Here is an 18167-nt window from a genome sequence, read left to right as displayed (position 1 = left end):
TCGGGCCTGGCTATCAGCGCTTCTTTCTTGATAATTTTTTGATGCGACCTGTCGGCTAAGCGGTTACTCCTTCGTCATTCGGAAAGAGGAGTGACCCGATGCTTTATGCAATCCTTTGTTACGCTCACGAGGAAACCGTCTTCGCCTGGACCGAGGAGGAAGAGGCTGCCGTCATGGAGAGACTTTACGCCGTGCAGGAGCCGCTGGCGAAAGCCGGCAAGCTCGGCCCTGTCGGCCGGCTGATGCCGACGACGGCGGCGACTACCGTGCGCAAAGGCAAGGACGAGCCCTTGGTCATCGACGGGCCTTTTGCGGAAACGAAGGAGGCGCTTCTCGGCTTCTATGTGGTTGACTTCGAAAGCCTCGACGAGGCCGTCGCCTTCTCGAAGCAGCTTTCATCCGTCAATCCCGGTTCCACCTCTTACGAAATTCGGCCGTTCTACGTCTTCAGGCCGGGAGATGCTGCGTCATGACCGATATTGCCTGGATCGACCTTGCGCTTGCCTCGGCGCGCCCGAAGGCGCTTGGCGCGCTGCTGCGCTATTTCCGCGATCTCGATACCGCGGAAGAGGCGTTCCAGGAGGCATGCCTGAGGGCGATCCGTACATGGCCGGAGAAAGGACCGCCACGCGATCCGACAGCCTGGCTCATCTTCGTCGGCCGCAACAGCGGTATCGATGCGGTGCGCAAGCGGACGAAGCTCCAGGCGCTGCCGGACGAGGATGTCATTTCCGATACCGAGGATGCCGAAAGCGATATCGCCGAGCGGCTGGACGATTCCAATTATCGCGACGATATTCTGCGGCTTCTTTTTATCTGCTGCCATCCGGATCTGCCGGCCACCCAGCAGATCGCGCTGGCCCTGCGCATCGTGTCCGGCCTTTCCGTGCAGCAGATCGCGCGCGCTTTCCTGGTTTCGGAAAGCGCGATGGAGCAGCGCATCACCCGGGCCAAGGCGCGTGTCGCCAAGGCAGGGGTGCCGTTCGAAACGCCGAGCTCTGAGGAAAGGGCCGAGCGACTTTCAATCGTCAGCACGATGATCTACCTCATCTTCAACGAGGGTTACAGTCAGGCCGACCCTAAGCAGGAGGCCGCAACCTTCAGTGACGAGGCGATCCGGCTGGCGCGCTTGATGCTGCACATTTTCCCGGCGGAACCGGAACTGATGGGGCTGCTTGCGCTCATGCTCCTGCAGATTTCGCGCCGGCCGGCGCGCTTCAGCGCCGAGGGGGAAATCGTGCTGCTTGAAGATCAGGACCGCTCACTTTGGAACCAGCCCTTCATCAACGAGGCCCTGGCGCTGCTCGACAAGGCGCTGCGGCACCGCCGGCCCGGCCCGTATCAGCTTCAGGCGGCCATTGCCGCCATCCATTCCCGCGCGAAACGTGCCGAGGATACTGACTGGGTCGAGATCGATCTGCTCTACCGCGCGCTGGAGCGGGTGCAGCCTTCGCCTGTCGTGACGCTTAACCGCGCGGTCGTTGTTTCCAAGCTGCACGGGCCGCAGCAGGCGCTCGATCTCATCGATCCGCTTGGCGAGAAGCTCGGCGGCTATTTCTACTATCACGGTTTGCGGGGTGGCCTGCTGAAGCAGCTTGGCTTGTCCCGCCAGGCGCGCGAGGCTTTCGACCATGCCATCGCGCTTGCCCATTCGGCGGCCGAGGCGGCTCATATCCGCCGGCAGATCGACAAGATGCAGGAAGAGCCCACGCAGCCGATCGCAAATTAAATCAGGAAAAATTGGCGCGCTGTCGGAACGGCGAAGTTCGACACGTCCTTGTAACAACCTGACAGGAAACAAGTTTCACTCAAATGGAAAGATGTCGAAATGACCGCAAGCACGCAACATGAACTCACCCTGGTTCGCGAATTCGACGCCCCGCGCGAGAAGATCTACAAGGCGTGGACCGATCCCGATCTGCTGAAACAATGGTTCGTCCCGAGCCCCTGGGGTGTTGCAGAAGCGACGCTCGACGTGCGCCCCGGCGGCTCCAGTGTCGTTGTCATGCAAGATCCCGAGGGCAATCAGTATCCGAACCACGGCGTTTATCTCGAGATCGTCGAGAACGAGAAGATCGTCTTCACCGACGCCTATACCAGCGCCTGGGTGCCCGCTGAAAAACCTTTCTTCACCGGCGTCATCCTGCTCGAAGATCTCGGCAATGGCAGAACGAAGTATACGGCCAAGGCGCTGCACTGGCGCGCCGAGGACAAGGAAGAGCACGAGAAGATGGGATTCCACGCGGGATGGGGAAAGGCTGCCGATCAGCTGGCGGAACTGCTGGCGAGGATGTGAAGCGGCGAGGGCTGCGTGGTGGAGGCCGCGCCGCCCTCATGCTTCGCGTGCGATGTGAAGCAGCTTGGAAGATGATTCCGTTGAGGCTTGGAAGTCGTTGAATTTCAGATTGGAATAGGGATTCGGGTGGGCAGGTGTTGCTGTCGACGCGGGATGCTACCTGTGCCAATCTACCGGCATGAGGGGTTACGTCTACATCCTCGCATCTGCCCGCAATGACACGCTCTATACTGGCGTGACGCGTGACCTTGCAGGTCGGCTATACGAGCATCAGAACGAACTGACGCCAGGCGTTACGTGGAAGTTTGGCGTAAAGACATTGGTGTGGTTCGAGGAGCATGATTTGTTGACGACCGCGATCACGCGAGAGAAGACAATCAAGAAATGGCCGCGGCAGTGGAAGCTCAATTTGATCGAGCGGGAGAATCCTGAATGGGAGGAGATTTCGTTTCACCTGCTGGGTCTGTGAAGATTCTCTCGTCGCGCGGACGCGCGACTACTGGATTCCTGTGACCGGCACAGGAATGAGGGAGTTCTTGGTGTCCGCAGTGCTCCAAAACGACCCTCTTCGCCCTGATCTGGCTCTGCATATTACGCTTTGAATGATAGAGGATATGGAGCGCAGGTTGATCCCCTTGCTCCCTCATTCCTGTGCCTGTCACAGGAATCCAGCAGCGCCGTGTCCACGGCGCAAAGACTCTTTCCTACGCGGCTATCGGACGCCGCACTATCGAAACTCTCGAACATTCCGTTCCAGAGTTTGTATTTGCGCTGCCGCTCGCCGATCCTTATTTCCAGGCAGAACACAACGGGATGCGACCATGGAACTTGGCCTTTACACCTTCGCCGACGTCAATCCCAATCCCTCCCGCAGCAAGGGAGCGGAGGGGGCCGAGCGGCTAAAACATCTTATCGAGGAGATCGAGCTGGCCGATCAGGTCGGGCTCGATGTCTTTGGGCTGGGCGAACATCACCGGCCGGATTATGCGGCGTCAGCCCCTGCGGTGGCGTTGGCGGCTGCGGCCGTCAAGACCAAAAACATCCGGTTGACCAGCGCCGTCACCGTGCTTTCCTCGGATGATCCGGTGCGCGTCTTCCAGCAGTTTTCGACGCTCGATCTTATTTCGGACGGCCGGGCCGAGATCATGGCGGGGCGGGGCTCTTTCATCGAGTCCTTCCCGCTGTTCGGCTATAACCTTGAGGATTACGACCAGCTTTTTGAAGAGAAGCTCGATCTGCTCCTGGCGCTGCGCAACAGCGAGACGGTGGAATGGGAGGGCGAGCTTCGCGCGCCGATCCGCGGACGCGGCGTCTATCCGAGGCCGCTGCAGGATCCGCTGCCGTTGTGGGTTGCGGTCGGCGGCACGCCGCAATCGGTGGCGCGCGCCGGCGCGCTCGGACTGCCGGTGGCGCTCGCCATCATCGGCGGCGAGCCGCGCCGTTTTGCGCCGCTTTTCGATCTCTACCGCGAGGCGGCGCGGCGCGCAGGCCAGGATCAGGCGAAGCTGAAGACCAGCATCAATGTTCACGGCTTCATCGCCGATACGACCGCGGCCGCCGCCGAGCAGTTTTACGGGCCGCAGGCGGAAGTGATGAACCGCATCGGCCGCGAGCGCGGCTGGGGACCGACCAGCCGGGCGCAGTTCGATCTGTCGCGTGGGCCGAACGGCGCGCTTTTTGTCGGCGATCCCGAGGCGGTCGCAGAAAAGATCATCGCTCATCACAGGCTTTTCAGGAACGACCGCTTCCTGCTGCAGATGGCGATCGGCCTGATGCCGCATGCTGAGATCATGCGCGGCATCGAGCTCTACGGGACGAAAGTCGCCCCGATCGTCAGAAAGGCATTGACTGAAAGGGGCGAAGGGGCGAAAGCCACGGCTTGAGGCGGCCGCGCCGCGCCCGCGCAAGGCCGGAAGAGACGAATGGTTATCGCAAACGACGATGAACTGACAAAGCTCAAGGAGATCGGCCGGATCTGCGCCAACGCCATCCAGGTGATGGCGGCAGCGATGGAACCAGGCATGACGACGCTGGAGCTCGACCGGATCGGCCGCAAGGTGCTTGAGGATGCCGGCGCGCGCTCGGCGCCGGAATTCTGCTACCAGTTTCCTGGCGCCACCTGCATCAGCATCAACGAAGAAATCGCCCACGGTATTCCAGGGCCACGCGTCATCCAGGCCGGCGACCTGATCAATATCGACGTCTCGGCTGAGAAGGATGGCTTCTTCGCCGATACCGGCGCTTCCTTTGCGATGCCGCCGGTCAAGCCGAAGATCGAACGGCTGTGCCGCGACGGCAGGCGGGCGCTCTGGGTCGGGCTCAACCAGGTGAAATCGGGTGAGCCGCTGGGAAAGATCGGCACCGCCGTCGGCGCTTTCGCCCAGAGGAACCGCTATACGCTGGTTGCCAATCTGGCGAGCCACGGCGTCGGCCGTTCGCTGCACGAGGAGCCGGCCGAGCTCTCCACCTGGCCGGACCCTTCGGAAAAGCGCGTCATGACGGACGGTCTCGTCTTTACGGTCGAGCCGTTCCTTTCGCTCGGCGCGACATGGGCCGAGGGCGGCGACGATGCATGGACCCTCTATGCCGATCCGAAGGCGCCGACCGTGCAATATGAGCACACGGTGGTAGCGACGCGGAACGGACCGGTGATTTTGACCTTGCCGGACGGGCGGGCGTAGGAAACCACACTGCCGTCACGCATGGAGTTGGTTGGAGCGACTTCAAATACTTGGTGAGGTCGCCTTTTTCGGAAAAGAACTGCGGTGCCCTGAGAGCATAGCAGCCGACGTATTCGGCATGAGCACTCGATTTGCGTCAATGACAACAACTCTCAACGGTATATTATAGAATGCTAAAATAATCGTGGAGTCCCTGGCTCCTGCCGGGTCTGAGGCTCCGCCCGGAACATTCGGTTCATCCGCCCATTTACCGCGGATAGGACTAGGAGAAACTCCGCCATGAATGCGAGCGACGAACGGACCGTGTCTCTCTGGTCAGGCATCGAGGTCGCGCCCGACGCAGCGCCTCTCGCCCGCAACGAAGACTTCGACGTCGTCATAGTCGGATCTGGAATTGCAGGCATGTCGATCGCGTACGAGCTGGCTGCCGCGGGGCAAAAGGTTGCAGTCCTCGACCGAGGCCGGATCGGCGGCGGCATGACGGCCCGCACAACTGCACACCTTGCGTCGGTATGCGACGACTACTTTTCGGAACTCATCGGCTTGCGTGGCGAGGAGCTGGCGCGGCTCTATTTTCAGAGCCACTCGGCGGCGATCGCCCGCATCGAGGCGATCCAGGCCGCGGAACACATAGCCTGCGACTTCCGTCGGCTCGACGGCTTTCTCTTTCCCGCCGCTGGAGGGGAGGAAGCCGATCTCCGGCGTGAGCTCGAGGCGGGCCTGAAGATAGGCATCGCGGTCGAGGAAGTCGCGGGGTTGCCGCTTTCCGGGCATGCGGACACGCCCGCCCTGCGTTATCCGGATCAGGCGACATTCCATCCGCTCAAATATCTTGGCGGTCTGGCGGCCGGAATTCGGGCGCGCGGCGGCACCCTCTACAGCGAGACGATCGTCGATAAGGTTGAGGAATCCGACAGCGGGGTGCGCGTGGGAACGAACTCCGGCCTCACCGTGACCGCCAGGTGGGCCATCGTGGCGACCAACTCGCCAATCAACGATAGGGTCGCACTCCATTACCAAGCAGGCGCCCTATCGAACCTACGCAATGGCGTTCGAGATTGCGCGCGGCATCGTACCGGATGGTCTCTACTGGGACACCGAGGACCCCTACCACTATGTCCGCCTTCATCCCGGCGATGACGAGAGCGATTTCCTTATCGTCGGCGGCGAGGACCACAAGACGGGCACCGCCGACAACGCTGACGATCGCTTCGCCGCTTTGACATCCTGGATCAGAGGACTGGTGCCCGATCTCGGGGCCGAAACCCACCGATGGTCCGGGCAGGTTATGGAGACAATCGACTATGCCGCCTTCATCGGCCGCAATCCCGGCAACGAACGGCTATTTGTGGTCACCGGAGATTCCGGCGAGGGCATGACCCACGGCGTGGTGGCCTCACTCCTGATCTCCGAGGCCATTCTCGGCGGCGACAGTCCCTGGCGGGAACTTTACGAGCCGTCCCGGAAGACGGTGAGCGCCGTCGGCAATTACCTTGCCGAGAACGCGACAATGATCAAGAATTTCGCCGAGTATGTCGCGCCCGGCGAAGTCGAGTCTGTCGATCGGCTGCGACCGGGAGAAGGTGCTATCGTCCGCAAAGGAATGACCAAGATCGCGGCGTTCCGCAGCGACGATGGCACGCTGCACAGGCGATCTGCCGCATGCACGCATGTCGGCTGCCACGTGCACTGGAACTCCCTGGAACGGTGCTGGGACTGTCCATGCCACGGATCGCACTTCGCGGTGGATGGAACGGTCCTGAATGCACCAGCAGTTTCGCCCCTGGCCGAGATCGACTGAGTGCGGTGAGCTAGGGAAGCGGTCGATTTATTTAGCTTTCCGGAAATTGATCGATCGATCAGAAATAGTCGTTTGCGGTGCAGCGACTGCGGCGCGATAAGCGCTGCATGCTCTCCCGCCCGCCTCGCTCCCAGCCGAACCTCGTTGCCACCGCCGTTGCCGGCGCTGTTGCGATGGCGGCGGCCATGGGCTTCGGGCGCTTCTCCTACACGCCGATCTTGCCCGGGATGATGAGCGGCGTGCCGCTTTCGGCAGCGGATGCAGGCTTCATCGCTTCGGCGAATTTCGTCGGTTATCTCGTCGGCGCCGTGCTTGCGGCCTATGGTTGGGCGGCGGGGCGCGAGCGGCTGGTGGCGCTCTCGGCGCTGCTTGCCACCGCAATCCTGCTTGCCGCCATGGCCACCACCGATTCCGTCGCGGTCTTCGCCGTCATCCGCTTTCTCGCCGGCCTCGCCAGCGCCTTTGCCATGGTTTTCACCTCGTCGATCGTGCTCAGTCACGGGGCGGCGGCCGGTAACGACCATGTGCAGGCGGCGCATTTCGGCGGGCCGGGGGCGGGGATCGCGCTGTCCTCGGTAATGGTGCTTTTGGTCGGCCTCGGCTTTCACGACGGGCCGGGCGGCTGGCGCGCCGACTGGATCGGCGGGGCAATCTATTGTGCAATCAGCCTGGTCGTCGTTTTCCTGCTGTTGCCCGCGGCACCGGCGCAATCGGCGCGCGCAGGCAGGGAGCCGGCGCTCAACTGGAGCCGGCCGATGGTACTGGTGACCCTGTCCTACGGCCTGTTCGGATTCGGCTATGTCATCACGGCGACCTTCCTCGTCACCATCGCCCGACTCTCGGCAACGGGAGCCTTCGTTGAATTCCTCTGCTGGTTCATCGCCGGCTTGACGGCGGCGGTGGCGCTGTTTGCCTGGAAGCCGCTGGTGAGGCCACTCGGGCTTGGCGGCGTCTATATCGCGGCGCTTGTGATTGAAGCGGCCGGTGTGCTTGCGACCGTGGCGCTGCCGCCTTCGGTCGCACCACTGATCGGCGGCGCGCTGTTCGGCGCGACCTTCCTGGCGATCACCGCTTACGGGCTGCAGATCGGCCGCAAGCTTTCACCGGAAAGCCCGCGGCGAATTCTGGCGATGATGACCGCCGCCTTCGGGCTCGGCCAGATCGTCGGGCCTGTTGTTGCCGGCTGGATTGCCGAACGCTCAGGCAGTTTCACCGTCCCGACGGTGATCGCCGCCGCTGCACTTCTGGTCTGTGCGGCGCTGGTGATGCCGGTCATCAGGAAAATCGCTTAACCCATTACATCTGCGTAACAATGGGTCGAAGCCATTGCTGCTTCCTTCGAACTGCCTTAGTTTCCGGCACAATCAGTGTTCGACGACACTCCCGAGACTCCCAGTTCAGGAAAGCAAAGCCCCCCGTGTTTCATTCCTTTTTTCCCCAGCCGAAACCTTTCTTCATTTCGCTTGTCGTGTGGACGCTGATTTCAATCTTCGGCTGGTATTTTTTCGCATCCGGCCTTGGCGCGTCGCTCGGCTTTGTGCCGGTTGCGGAAGAGCAGCAGCCGATTGACCTTTCTTTCTTCCTGCTGCCCGAGAATGTCTGGTTCTACAGCTATTTCTTCCTCTCGGCGGTGATCTTCTGTGGCGCATGGCATCTGATAGCGCGAAACCATCCTTGGAAGCTGTGGTCGATCTGGGGGTCGGCGCTCATCATTTTCGTTACCTATTTCGGCGTCCAGATCACGGTCGTGATCAACAACTGGCGCCGGCCCTTCGGCGATCTTCTCCAGAACGCGTTGTCGAAGCAGCCGGGCATTTCTGTCGATAATTTTTACAGCCTGATGTGGGTCTTCTGTCAGATCGCATTCCTCAGCATGTTCGTGTCGATCATGACCGACTTCTTTACGAGCCACTACATCTTCCGCTGGCGCGCGGCGATGAACGACTTCTACATGTCGAAATGGGAAAAGCTGCGTCACATTGAAGGCGCCTCGCAGCGCGTTCAGGAAGATACGATGCGCTTTTCGAGCACGCTCGAAGGTCTCGGCATCAGCCTCATCAACTCAGTGATGACGCTCGTTGTCTTTCTTCCGATTCTTCTGGCCCTCTCGCACTACGTGACCGAACTGCCGGTCATCGGCCCTCTAGCAAATTCGCTCTTCTGGCTGGCGCTCTTCTGGTCGGCATTCGGCACGCTGCTCCTGGCGGTTGCCGGTATCAAGCTGCCGGGCCTGAACTTCCGGAATCAACGCGTCGAAGCCGCCTATCGTAAGGAACTCGTCTACGGCGAGGATCATGCGGAGAGGGCGCAACCGCTGACGGTCAGGGAGCTCTTCAACAATGTTCGGCGAAACTATTTCCGCATGTATTTCCACTACATGTATTTCAACGTCGCCCGCTATTTCTACATTCAGGCTGACGCGCTTTTCGTGGTCTTCATGCTGGTCCCGACGATCGTTGCTGGCACGATCACCTACGGCATTTTCCAGCAGATCTCGACCGCCTTCGGCCAGGTCAGCAACTCGTTCCAGTATCTGGTGAACTCCTGGACGACGATCATCGAACTACTCTCCATCCACAAGCGCCTCAAGGCCTTCGAGGCTGCTATCGACGACGAACCTCTGCCGGCGATCGACCAGCATTATCTGGAGCGGGAAACTGGCGTTGTTCATGTTGATGGCTGATGGGTGAGGCTAGACGGGTGGGGTCGTGGCTTGAATGCCCGCTGTGCCGTGCGGCTCGCTCATGCGCCCTAACGGGCACCTTCTTCCCGCTGGTGAGAAGGGGAAACCGCGACCTCGCCACGCCTTTCTCTTCTCCCGAGCGGGGAGAAGGTGGCCCGAAGGGCCGGATGAGGCGGCGGCAGGGAACGCCGTCCCGGTAATATAAACGCGTCGGTCACAAACCCGACGTCTGCTGCAGTTTCCCTCGCGCCTCGATCATCGGGATCGCTTCGGAATAGCTGACGCAGGCAACGTCCGCGCGGTGGCAGACGTCGCTGACCAGACGGTCCAGCGCGCGCCAGTAGGCGCCGCCGTTCATTTCAACGAAGTGGAAGCCGAGCTGAAGGGGGATGCGGTTGCCGTTGTACTGGCGGTCGAAGGCCTGGGAGAAGGCTGAATAGGCGCGATCCTCGAATTCCTTCGAATCCGCGCTGTCTTCCTCGCCCTTCGAGTGCCGCACGAAGAGATTGTAGTCCATGCCGATGATCGGCTTCTCGCTCGGGCCTTCGGGGATCAGCGGCAGGCCGAAGCGGATGATGCCGTCTTCTTCGACTGGCATGGCCGGACCTTTGGTGACGAGGCTTGCATCGTAAGTGAAGCCGGCCTTCTTTTCGGCGGCGATCATATCGGCGCCTGCCGTTGCCGAGAGATAGGGGGCGCGAAAGCCTTTGATGCCGTGATCGACAAGGTCCTGCCAGCCGGCCGGCTCGTCGAGGTCGACGCTCTTCCAGGCGTTCTTCAGAGTTGCATGAAAGGTCGCATATTCGGCCGACCAGTCGGACTCGCTCCAGAGGCGGCCGTCGAAATGACCGCAGGCATGGCTGGATATGTCGTGACCCTCGAGATGGGCGTGCCAGATATTGCCGAGGCGCTCGCGGATCTCGTCGTCGCTCTGGGCGAAGCCGACATTCGATTTGCCGCGTTTCTGGTGGGGCCCCTGGTAGGCCTTCTTCGCCGCCTCGTTCATCAGGAAGGTGCAGGAGAGGAAATAGGTGAAATGGGCGCCATTTCTCGCCGCCATCTCGCGGCTTTTCAGCCAGAGCGCATTGTCGTGGGCGCCATCGAAGGAAATGATGACGAGCTGTTTCGGCCGGTCAGCCGCCTCGGCGATAACAGGGAGGAGGAACGAAGCCGTCAGGCAGGTGGAGAGGAGAAGACGGGACATGGACACCGCGACAATTTGATCGCGGTTTCCCTCGGATAGAATTGCGGCGAAGCTGCGGTCTCAACTGGTATTTTTTCCCGTCAGCCGCTAAGCCATGACAAACTGCACGGAAGGGACCCGCAATGACATTGCTTATCATCGGCATCATACTTTTCCTCGGCGTGCATCTGGTGCGGGTGGTGGCACCGGGCTTTCGCCAGTCGATGATCGCAAGCCTCGGCGAGAAGGGTTGGCGGGCCGCTTATTCGATCGCGAGTCTCGCCACGCTGATCCTCTTGATCTACGGGTTCGGGCAGGCGCGCACGGTAACCGGCATGCTTTACAACCCGCCGGTTTGGACGGCGCATATCGCGATCACGCTGATGCTGATCGCGATGATCTGTCTCGTCGCCTCGCTGCTGCCGGCGGGGCATATTGCCACCAAAACGAAACATCCGATGGTTCTGTCGGTCAAGATCTGGGCGCTGGCGCATCTGCTCGCCAATGGCGAGACATCGTCCGTCCTGCTGTTTGCCGCTTTTCTCGCCTGGGGCGTCATCCTGCGCATCTCCCTGAAGCGGCGCGAGCGCGCAGGCGAGATCACGCTGGGCCCCTTCGTCTCGGCCAAATACGATCTCTATGGTGTTTTCATCGGCGTCGTTGCCTGGGCGCTGATCATCTGGAAGCTGCACGAATGGTTGATCGGCGTTTCGCCGCTTGTGATGTAACGAATCTTTCATATCCCCCTTACAACCGCGGCAAAATGGGGTAGAAGGCCCGGCATGTGCGTAGCGCACAGCCTATGGGTATTGCCGCGGCCGGAGATAAGAATGGCATTCAACGACGACAGCTTCATCCGTGAAGTCAATGAGGAATTGCGGTCCGACCAGATGAAGGGCGTCTGGCGCCGGTTCGGCCGCTATATCATCGTCGCTGCCGTCCTGATCGTCGTCGGCACCGCCGGCAAGGTTCTCTTTGAATATTGGGACGATACCCGCTCCTCCGGCGCCGGCGATCAGTTCCTGGCGGCGATGAAGCTTGCCGACGAGAACAAGAACGATGAGGCGCTGGCCGCGCTCGGCAAGCTGGAGAAGGAAGGCCATGGCGCCTATCCGGTGCTGGCGCGCATGCGGGCCGCAACCGTCCAGGCGCAGAAGGGCGACGCCGGCGCGGCGATCACCGCCTTCAACGAGATCGGCAAGGACAATAGTGTGCCGGCCGCCGTGCGCGACGCCGCCAGGATGCGTGCCGGCTGGCTGCTGATCGAGAACGGCTCCTATGAGCAGGTTTCGGCCGCGGTTGAGGAAATGGCGGTGCCGGGCAATGCCTTCCGCCATTCGGCGCGTGAAGCGCTTGGTCTGGCCTCCTATAAAGCCGGCAACATGGCGCAGGCGCGGCAATGGTTCCAGTCGATTGTCGACGACGCCGAAAGCCCGCGTCCTGTTGCCAATCGCGCCCAGATGATGCTTGATCTCATTACCGCATCCGGCAAGGCGCCCGCCGCGCAGGGCTGAGTTTTAAGGAAAAAGAATGAGTTTCACGGTCGCCATCGTCGGTCGTCCGAATGTCGGCAAGTCGACGCTTTTCAACCGCCTGGTGGGCAAGAAGCTTGCGCTCGTCGATGATACGCCTGGCGTGACCCGTGACCGTCGGCCGGGCGAAGCGCGGCTGATGGGCCTGAACTTCACCATCATCGATACGGCCGGCCTCGAAGAGGCCGACGAGGAAAGTCTGCAGGGCCGGATGCGCGCCCAGACGGAGGCGGCGATCGATGAGGCCGATCTTTCACTTTTCGTCGTCGATGCCAAGAACGGGCTGACGCCTGTTGATACCGCTCTTGCCGAAATGTTGCGCCGGCGCGGCAAGCCGGTGGTGCTCGTCGCCAATAAATCCGAAGCGCGCGGCTCCGACAGCGGCTTCTACGACGCCTATACACTGGGGCTTGGCGAGCCGACGCCGATTTCGGCCGAGCACGGAGAGGGCATGCTCGACCTGCGCGACGCGATCGTCGAGGCGATCGGCAAGGACCGCGCCTATGCCAAAGAGGATGTCGCGGTTACCGATGTTGATATTCCGCCGGGTGAAAACGAGACCGACGGCGAGGACGAAGAGCCGATCTATGACGACACCAAGCCGCTCAGGGTGGCGATCGTCGGCCGGCCGAATGCGGGCAAGTCGACGCTGATCAACCGTTTCCTCGGCGAGGACCGGCTGTTGACCGGGCCGGAGGCCGGCATCACCCGTGACTCCATCTCGGTTGAATGGGATTGGCGCGGCCGCACCATCAAGATGTTCGACACCGCAGGCATGCGCCGTAAGGCCCGGGTCACCGAGAAGCTGGAGAAGCTTTCAGTCGCCGATGCTCTGCGCGCCATCCGTTTTGCCGAGACGGTCGTTATCGTCTTCGACGCGACGATCCCCTTCGAGAAACAGGACCTGCAGATCGTCGATCTCGTGCTGCGCGAGGGGCGCGCCGCCGTTCTCGCCTTCAACAAGTGGGACATGATCGAGGACCGGCAGGCGGTGCTTGCCGACCTGCGCGAAAAGACCGACCGTCTGCTGCCGCAGGCGCGCGGCATTCGCGCGGTGCCGATCTCCGGCCAGACCGGCTGGGGACTGGACAAGCTGATGCAGTCGATCATCGACACGGACAAGGTTTGGAACAAGCGCATCTCGACGGCACGGCTCAATCGCTGGCTGGAAACGCAGCAGATCCAGCATCCGCCACCGGCCGTGTCCGGCCGGCGCATCAAGCTGAAATACATGACCCAGGTCAAGGCCCGCCCGCCGGCCTTCATGATCTCCTGCACCCGTTCCGACGCGCTGCCGGAATCCTATACGCGCTATCTGATCAATGGGCTGCGCGCCGATTTCGACATGCCGAGCGTGCCGATCCGCATCCATTTCCGTTCGGCTGAGAATCCGTACGAAGGCAAGAAGAGGCGGACGTAGGGCGCCTGTTGGTGCTTTGAGGAATATCCGTTTGCGTCGTGGTTGAGGCACCCCCCTCTGCCCTGCCGGGCATCTCCCCCACAAGGGGGGATCGACAAGTGGCCCCAACTTCGCGCCCATCTACCGTTTCCTCGGACTGTGACGCTCGTCGTTGGGGGAGGTCATCGCCCCCAGCCGATCTCCCCACTGTGGGGGAGATGCCCGGCAGGGCAGAGGGGGGTGCCACACGGCCCGACCTATCACGATCGTCTGAACCTAAACCACGCTTCCATTCAGCGCCTCGCGCAGCGCCACGATCTCGGCCCGGAGCCGGGTGAGATCCGCCGCGTCACGGCCGCTCGCTTCCGCGATGCAGCCAGGAATGCCGATCGCTTTTTCCTTAAGGCGAATGCCGGCTTCGCTCAGACGAATGACGACGACGCGTTCGTCCTCGCGGCTGCGTTCGCGCCTGATATAGGTGAGGCCGAGCGTGTCAAGAAGCGGCTTGTAGACGCGGTTCAGCGCGTGGCTCGCTGTATAGACGGCAAAGCAGATGAAAACGTCGAGCTTCAGCGGATCCTGCATGGGGCATCTCCGAAAGCAGCTGATATTATATCGTGCGGCAAATAATCGGAAGCGATCTTTATGCATGGCAGGCATGCCAAAATTCAGGTTGTGCGACAAATGATCGTGCGCGATATAAAAGCTGTGTTCAGGACGAACATTCAAAAACTGAGAGGACAAGACAATGTCGAGTATCAAGACCGCAGTTTCCGCAGCAGCACTCCTGGCAGCTTCCGCCGTCGGCGCACTGGCCGACCCGGTGCTCGAGCCGACAACGCAGAAGTTCATCGATAGCCTGGCCGGCGGCCAGCCGATCTACACGCTGACACCGGCCGATGCCCGCAATGTACTGGCGGGTGCACAGAAGGGCGATGTCAAGAAGCTGGCGGCCAAGGAAGAAGACAAGGTGATCAAATCAGGCCCGACCGGCAGCATCAAGCTGCGCATTGTCCGCCCGGAACATGCCAAGGGTACGCTGCCGGTTATTCTCTACTTCCATGGCGGCGGCTGGGTGCTGGGTGATGCCGGCACGCATGACCGGCTGGTGCGCGAGATTGCCAATGGCGCCGATGCCGCGGTCGTCTTCGTTGATTACGATCGCTCGCCGGAGGCCCGCTATCCCGTGGCGATCGAACAGGCCTATGCCGCGACCAAATATGTCGCCGAACATGCCAAGGAATTCAATGTCGACGCCGGCAGGCTTGCGGTCGCGGGTGACAGCGTCGGTGGCAATATGGCGGCCGTGGTGACGCTGCTTGCCAAGGAGCGCGGCGGCCCCGTTATCGACCAGCAGGTGCTTTTCTATCCCGTCACCGACGCCAATTTCGACAATGGTTCCTATAATGAGTTCGCCAATGGCCCGTGGCTGACCAAGGAAGCGATGAAGTGGTTCTGGAACGCCTATCTGCCTGATGAGGCCAAGCGCAAGGAACCGACGGCTTCACCGCTGCAGGCATCGCTCGAGCAGCTCAATGGCCTGCCGCCGGCCCTTATCATCACCGATGAAAACGATGTGTTGCGCGACGAAGGCGAGGCCTATGGCCGCAAGCTTAGCCAGGCCGGCGTCAAGGTCACCTCGATCCGCTACAACGGTACGATCCACGATTTTTTACTGCTGAATGCGATCACCGAAACGCCAGCGGTCCGCAGTGCAATCAAGGTCGCGAACGACACGCTGCATAACGCCTTGCACAAGTAAATCGATCAGCGTTCTTTCCACGCGATTTCAGCTAACCGCTTCAAATTTGCTGGAATTGCTTCAATCTGCGGACGGCAGTGGCCCGGCGGTTTCGCCGGGCTTTCGGCTTCTCGGAAGCGACTTGGCAAACTGCCAAGCCTTCTTCCATTTCGGCGTGATGACGCCATTGGCGGCGCGGATATTGTTGATGAACTGCAGCGTTGCCGCTTCCCAGGAATATTGCATGGCAAGCGCGCGCGCCCTTTCGCGCGAGGCGGAGAGGGCGGCCAGACAGGCCGTGCGCAAGTCCGAATCCAGCGCGCCGACCTCGCTCTCTTCACCGATGATGTCGAGCGGACCGGTGACGGGGTAAGCGGCGACCGGTACGCCCGATGCCAGCGCCTCGAGGATGGTGTTGCCGAAGGTGTCGGTGAGCGAGGGAAAGACGAAGACATCGGCCTGGGCATAGATTTTGGCCAGGTCCTCGCCGAATTTTACGCCGGTAAAATGCACATTCGGATAGCGCTGCTCCAGTTCGGCGCGTGCCGGGCCATCGCCGACGACAACCTTCGAGCCGGGCAGGTCGAGATCGAGAAAGGCCGGCAGGTTCTTTTCCAGCGCGACACGGCCAACCGTCATGAAGATCGGGCGAGGGAGGCCGAATGGCTCCTGTTCGAGCGGCATAGGATGGAATTGCGTGGCGTCGATGCCGCGGGTCCAGGGCATCAGGTTCTTGATGCCGCGGGCCGACAGATCGCGGGCAAGGCTCGGTGTCGCGACCATGCAGCCAGCGCCGCCATTGTGGAACCAGCGCACGAAGGCATAGAGCCAGCTCTGCGGGATCGGCAGGCGGGCGGAAACATATTCCGGAAAGCGGGTGTGATAGCTGGTGGAGAAGGGCATGCCCTTGCGCAGGCACCAGCGGCGGGCGGTCAGCCCCAGCGGACCTTCGGTGGCGATGTGCACATAGGTGGGATGATGCTTTTCGATCTCGCGCGCGACGCGGCGGTAACTGGCGATCGACAGGCGGATCTCGGGATAGGTCGGGCAGGGGATGCTGTTGAAGCGCTCCGGCGTGACCATCGACACCTCGACGCCCATCTTCGCCAGTTCGCGATTGGTGTTCTCGATCGAGCGAACGACGCCGTTGACCTGCGGGTGCCAGGCGTCGGTGACGATCACCAGCCGTTCCGGCAGATTTCCGGCGGCCGCGGCATTGGCCCAGCTCTCGCCGCTATAAGTGTTTGCCGGACGTTGCAGCATGTCGTGATTTCCATCCGCGTCGCAGTGATATGACAACGCTCAGCCCCATAGCGGGGTTCCGGAACGGCGATTCCCGCCTGCCTATTTTGAGGCATGACCATGATGGAAATATTACAGCCGCATCCCAGCATTTGCAGGCGTTTAGCGGCGCGTTCGCCGCGAATATGTCAGCGGCCGATCATGTTTCTCAGGCAGAAAGAATGACGGCGCCGGTCCGGGACCGGCGCCGCTTGGGAGGTTAAGCTGCAGCGGAAGCCGAGCCGGAGAGAGGAACTTCCGAGATCGTCTTCAGAACCTGGGAAGCGATCTGGTAGGGGCAGCCCTGCGAGTTCGGGCGGCGATCTTCCAGATAGCCCTTGTAGTCGTTCTTGATGAAGGAGTGCGGCACGCGGATGGAAGCGCCGCGGTCGGCAACGCCGTAGGAGAACTTGTTCCACGGCGCCGTTTCGTGTTTGCCGGTCAGGCGCTTGTCATTGTCCGGGCCGTAGACGTTGATGTGGTCCATCAGATTCTTTTCGAACTGCGCCATCAGCGCTTCGAAATAGGCCTTGCCGCCGACTTCGCGCATGTACTTGGTCGAGAAATTGCAATGCATGCCCGAACCGTTCCAGTCGGTGTCGCCGAGCGGCTTGCAATGATACTCAATGTCAATGCCGTATTTTTCCGTCAGGCGCTGCAGCAGGTAGCGCGCCATCCAGATCTGGTCGGCGGCCTTCTTGGAGCCCTTGCCGAAAATCTGGAATTCCCACTGGCCCTTGGCCACTTCGGCATTGATGCCTTCGTGGTTGATGCCGGCAGCCAGGCAAAGGTCGAGATGTTCTTCGACGATTTCGCGGGCGACGTCGCCGACGTTCGAATAGCCGACGCCGGTGTAGTAGGGGCCCTGCGGAGCCGGGTAGCCCTGCTCGGGGAAGCCGAGCGGACGGCCGTTCTGGTAGAAGAAATATTCCTGCTCAAAGCCGAACCACGCATCTTCATCGTCAAGGATGGTGGCGCGGGCGTTGCTCGGGTGCGGTGTGACGCCATCGGGCATCATGACTTCGCACATGACCAGAACGCCGTTGGTGCGGGCGGGGTCGGGATAGATGGCGACGGGCTTCAGCACACAATCGGAGCTACGGCCTTCGGCCTGCATGGTCGACGAACCGTCGAAGCCCCAGAGCGGAAGCTGTTCCAGCGTCGGGAATGCGTCGAATTCCTTGATCTGCGTCTTGCCACGCAGGTTCGGTACCGGAGTGTACCCATCGAGCCAAATATACTCGAGCTTATATTTTGTCATCGTGACTCTCTCAATGCTACGAAGGTGAGCAAATCCGGAGACGATCTCCGCGCGTAAGCGCATCCAACCGCCAGGGGATGCACCTTTAAAAGCACATAGCGTGCCAGTTCGGCTGTCTTGACAAGAAAATATGCACATCAGCCGCCCGACACGCATTCTCTGTGACCGAAATGCCCGCTTTCAGCGCGAAAACGGATTTTTGGGCTTTGGAACCGGATGAAAATTCCGGCGTTAGCCCGAGGTGATGAAGTGTTGAACAAATAGGCGGACGCTCGCCGCGGGGACAGCATATCGATCAATCACAATATA

The 18167-nt window shown here is 61.1% G+C and carries 16 protein-coding genes and 1 pseudogene; 13 read left to right on the top strand and 4 right to left on the bottom strand.

Annotated features, from left to right (window positions below; translation table 11 throughout):
• Positions 1–98: 98 nt before the first annotated feature.
• The 9 genes and pseudogenes from EFR00_RS20770 to sbmA all read left to right on the top strand — a co-directional run bounded on the left by EFR00_RS20770 (position 99) and on the right by sbmA (position 9461).
• Complete coding sequence (locus tag EFR00_RS20770) at positions 99–473, top strand: YciI family protein (RefSeq protein ID WP_077989977.1); 375 nt, start codon at positions 99–101, stop codon at positions 471–473.
• The gene (locus EFR00_RS20765; RefSeq protein ID WP_077989978.1) at positions 470–1729 is read left to right on the top strand and encodes an RNA polymerase sigma factor; all 1260 of its coding nucleotides are present in this window, start codon (positions 470–472) and stop codon (positions 1727–1729) included. The genes EFR00_RS20770 and EFR00_RS20765 overlap by 4 nt, the downstream gene beginning before the upstream one ends.
• Before the next feature lie 99 nt (positions 1730–1828).
• Entirely contained in the window at positions 1829–2296 is a 468-nt protein-coding gene (locus tag EFR00_RS20760; protein ID WP_009993625.1) for an SRPBCC family protein, read from the top strand.
• Between the two features lie 178 nt (positions 2297–2474).
• Entirely contained in the window at positions 2475–2765 is a 291-nt protein-coding gene (locus EFR00_RS20755; protein ID WP_009993626.1) for a GIY-YIG nuclease family protein, read from the top strand.
• Positions 2766–3117: 352 nt separating this feature from the next.
• Positions 3118–4179: an LLM class flavin-dependent oxidoreductase gene (locus EFR00_RS20750; RefSeq protein WP_077989979.1), complete on the top strand. Its 1062-nt coding sequence runs from the start codon at positions 3118–3120 to the stop codon at positions 4177–4179.
• Positions 4180–4218: 39 nt separating this feature from the next.
• Entirely contained in the window at positions 4219–4977 is a 759-nt protein-coding gene (map, locus tag EFR00_RS20745) for a type I methionyl aminopeptidase (RefSeq protein WP_009994976.1), read from the top strand.
• 279 nt (positions 4978–5256) lie between these two features.
• Positions 5257–6778 (top strand): annotated as a pseudogene (locus EFR00_RS20740) (FAD-dependent oxidoreductase).
• A gap of 107 nt (positions 6779–6885) precedes the next feature.
• A complete protein-coding gene (locus EFR00_RS20735) occupies positions 6886–8070 on the top strand; it encodes a YbfB/YjiJ family MFS transporter (RefSeq protein WP_038690553.1) in 1185 nt (394 codons plus the stop codon).
• A 125-nt stretch (positions 8071–8195) separates the two neighbouring features.
• Positions 8196–9461, top strand: coding sequence for a peptide antibiotic transporter SbmA (gene sbmA, locus EFR00_RS20730; protein ID WP_038690551.1), 1266 nt, complete (start codon positions 8196–8198; stop codon positions 9459–9461).
• A 214-nt stretch (positions 9462–9675) separates the two neighbouring features.
• Here the strand turns inward: sbmA and EFR00_RS20725 are convergent, their stop codons facing one another.
• On the bottom strand, positions 9676–10665 hold the full coding sequence (locus EFR00_RS20725; RefSeq protein WP_077989980.1) for a polysaccharide deacetylase family protein: 990 nt from the start codon (positions 10663–10665) through the stop codon (positions 9676–9678).
• Between the two features lie 122 nt (positions 10666–10787).
• On the opposite strand from EFR00_RS20725, the gene EFR00_RS20720 reads away from it, so the two are divergent.
• The 3 genes from EFR00_RS20720 (at position 10788) to der (ending at position 13596) form a co-directional block, all read left to right on the top strand.
• Positions 10788–11372 (top strand): NnrU family protein, encoded by a 585-nt coding sequence (locus EFR00_RS20720; protein ID WP_077989981.1) that lies wholly within the window; start codon positions 10788–10790, stop codon positions 11370–11372.
• A 102-nt stretch (positions 11373–11474) separates the two neighbouring features.
• The gene (locus EFR00_RS20715) at positions 11475–12158 is read left to right on the top strand and encodes a tetratricopeptide repeat protein (RefSeq protein ID WP_077989982.1); all 684 of its coding nucleotides are present in this window, start codon (positions 11475–11477) and stop codon (positions 12156–12158) included.
• A gap of 16 nt (positions 12159–12174) precedes the next feature.
• Positions 12175–13596, top strand: a complete 1422-nt coding sequence (gene der / locus EFR00_RS20710; RefSeq protein ID WP_077989983.1) for a ribosome biogenesis GTPase Der — start codon at positions 12175–12177, stop codon at positions 13594–13596.
• A 255-nt stretch (positions 13597–13851) separates the two neighbouring features.
• Here der and EFR00_RS20700 read toward each other — a convergent pair whose 3' ends face one another.
• Positions 13852–14160 (bottom strand): MarR family transcriptional regulator, encoded by a 309-nt coding sequence (locus tag EFR00_RS20700; RefSeq protein WP_077989984.1) that lies wholly within the window; start codon positions 14158–14160, stop codon positions 13852–13854.
• Between the two features lie 163 nt (positions 14161–14323).
• On the opposite strand from EFR00_RS20700, the gene EFR00_RS20695 reads away from it, so the two are divergent.
• Positions 14324–15337: an alpha/beta hydrolase gene (locus tag EFR00_RS20695; protein WP_077989985.1), complete on the top strand. Its 1014-nt coding sequence runs from the start codon at positions 14324–14326 to the stop codon at positions 15335–15337.
• Positions 15338–15397: 60 nt separating this feature from the next.
• Here EFR00_RS20695 and EFR00_RS20690 read toward each other — a convergent pair whose 3' ends face one another.
• Both EFR00_RS20690 and EFR00_RS20685 read right to left on the bottom strand, forming a co-directional pair.
• Positions 15398–16579: a glycosyltransferase family 4 protein gene (locus tag EFR00_RS20690; RefSeq protein ID WP_077989986.1), complete on the bottom strand. Its 1182-nt coding sequence runs from the start codon at positions 16577–16579 to the stop codon at positions 15398–15400.
• Positions 16580–16817: 238 nt separating this feature from the next.
• A complete protein-coding gene (locus EFR00_RS20685; protein ID WP_038690487.1) occupies positions 16818–17858 on the bottom strand; it encodes a glutamine synthetase beta-grasp domain-containing protein in 1041 nt (346 codons plus the stop codon).
• Between the last annotated feature and the right edge of the window lie 309 nt (positions 17859–18167).

Origin of the sequence: Rhizobium sophoriradicis (genome assembly GCF_003939025.1) — a bacterium.
Classification (GTDB): Bacteria; Pseudomonadota; Alphaproteobacteria; order Rhizobiales; family Rhizobiaceae; genus Rhizobium; species Rhizobium sophoriradicis.
Note: the sequence above shows the minus strand (reverse complement) of the source record. Positions and strands in the feature narration are given on the sequence as shown.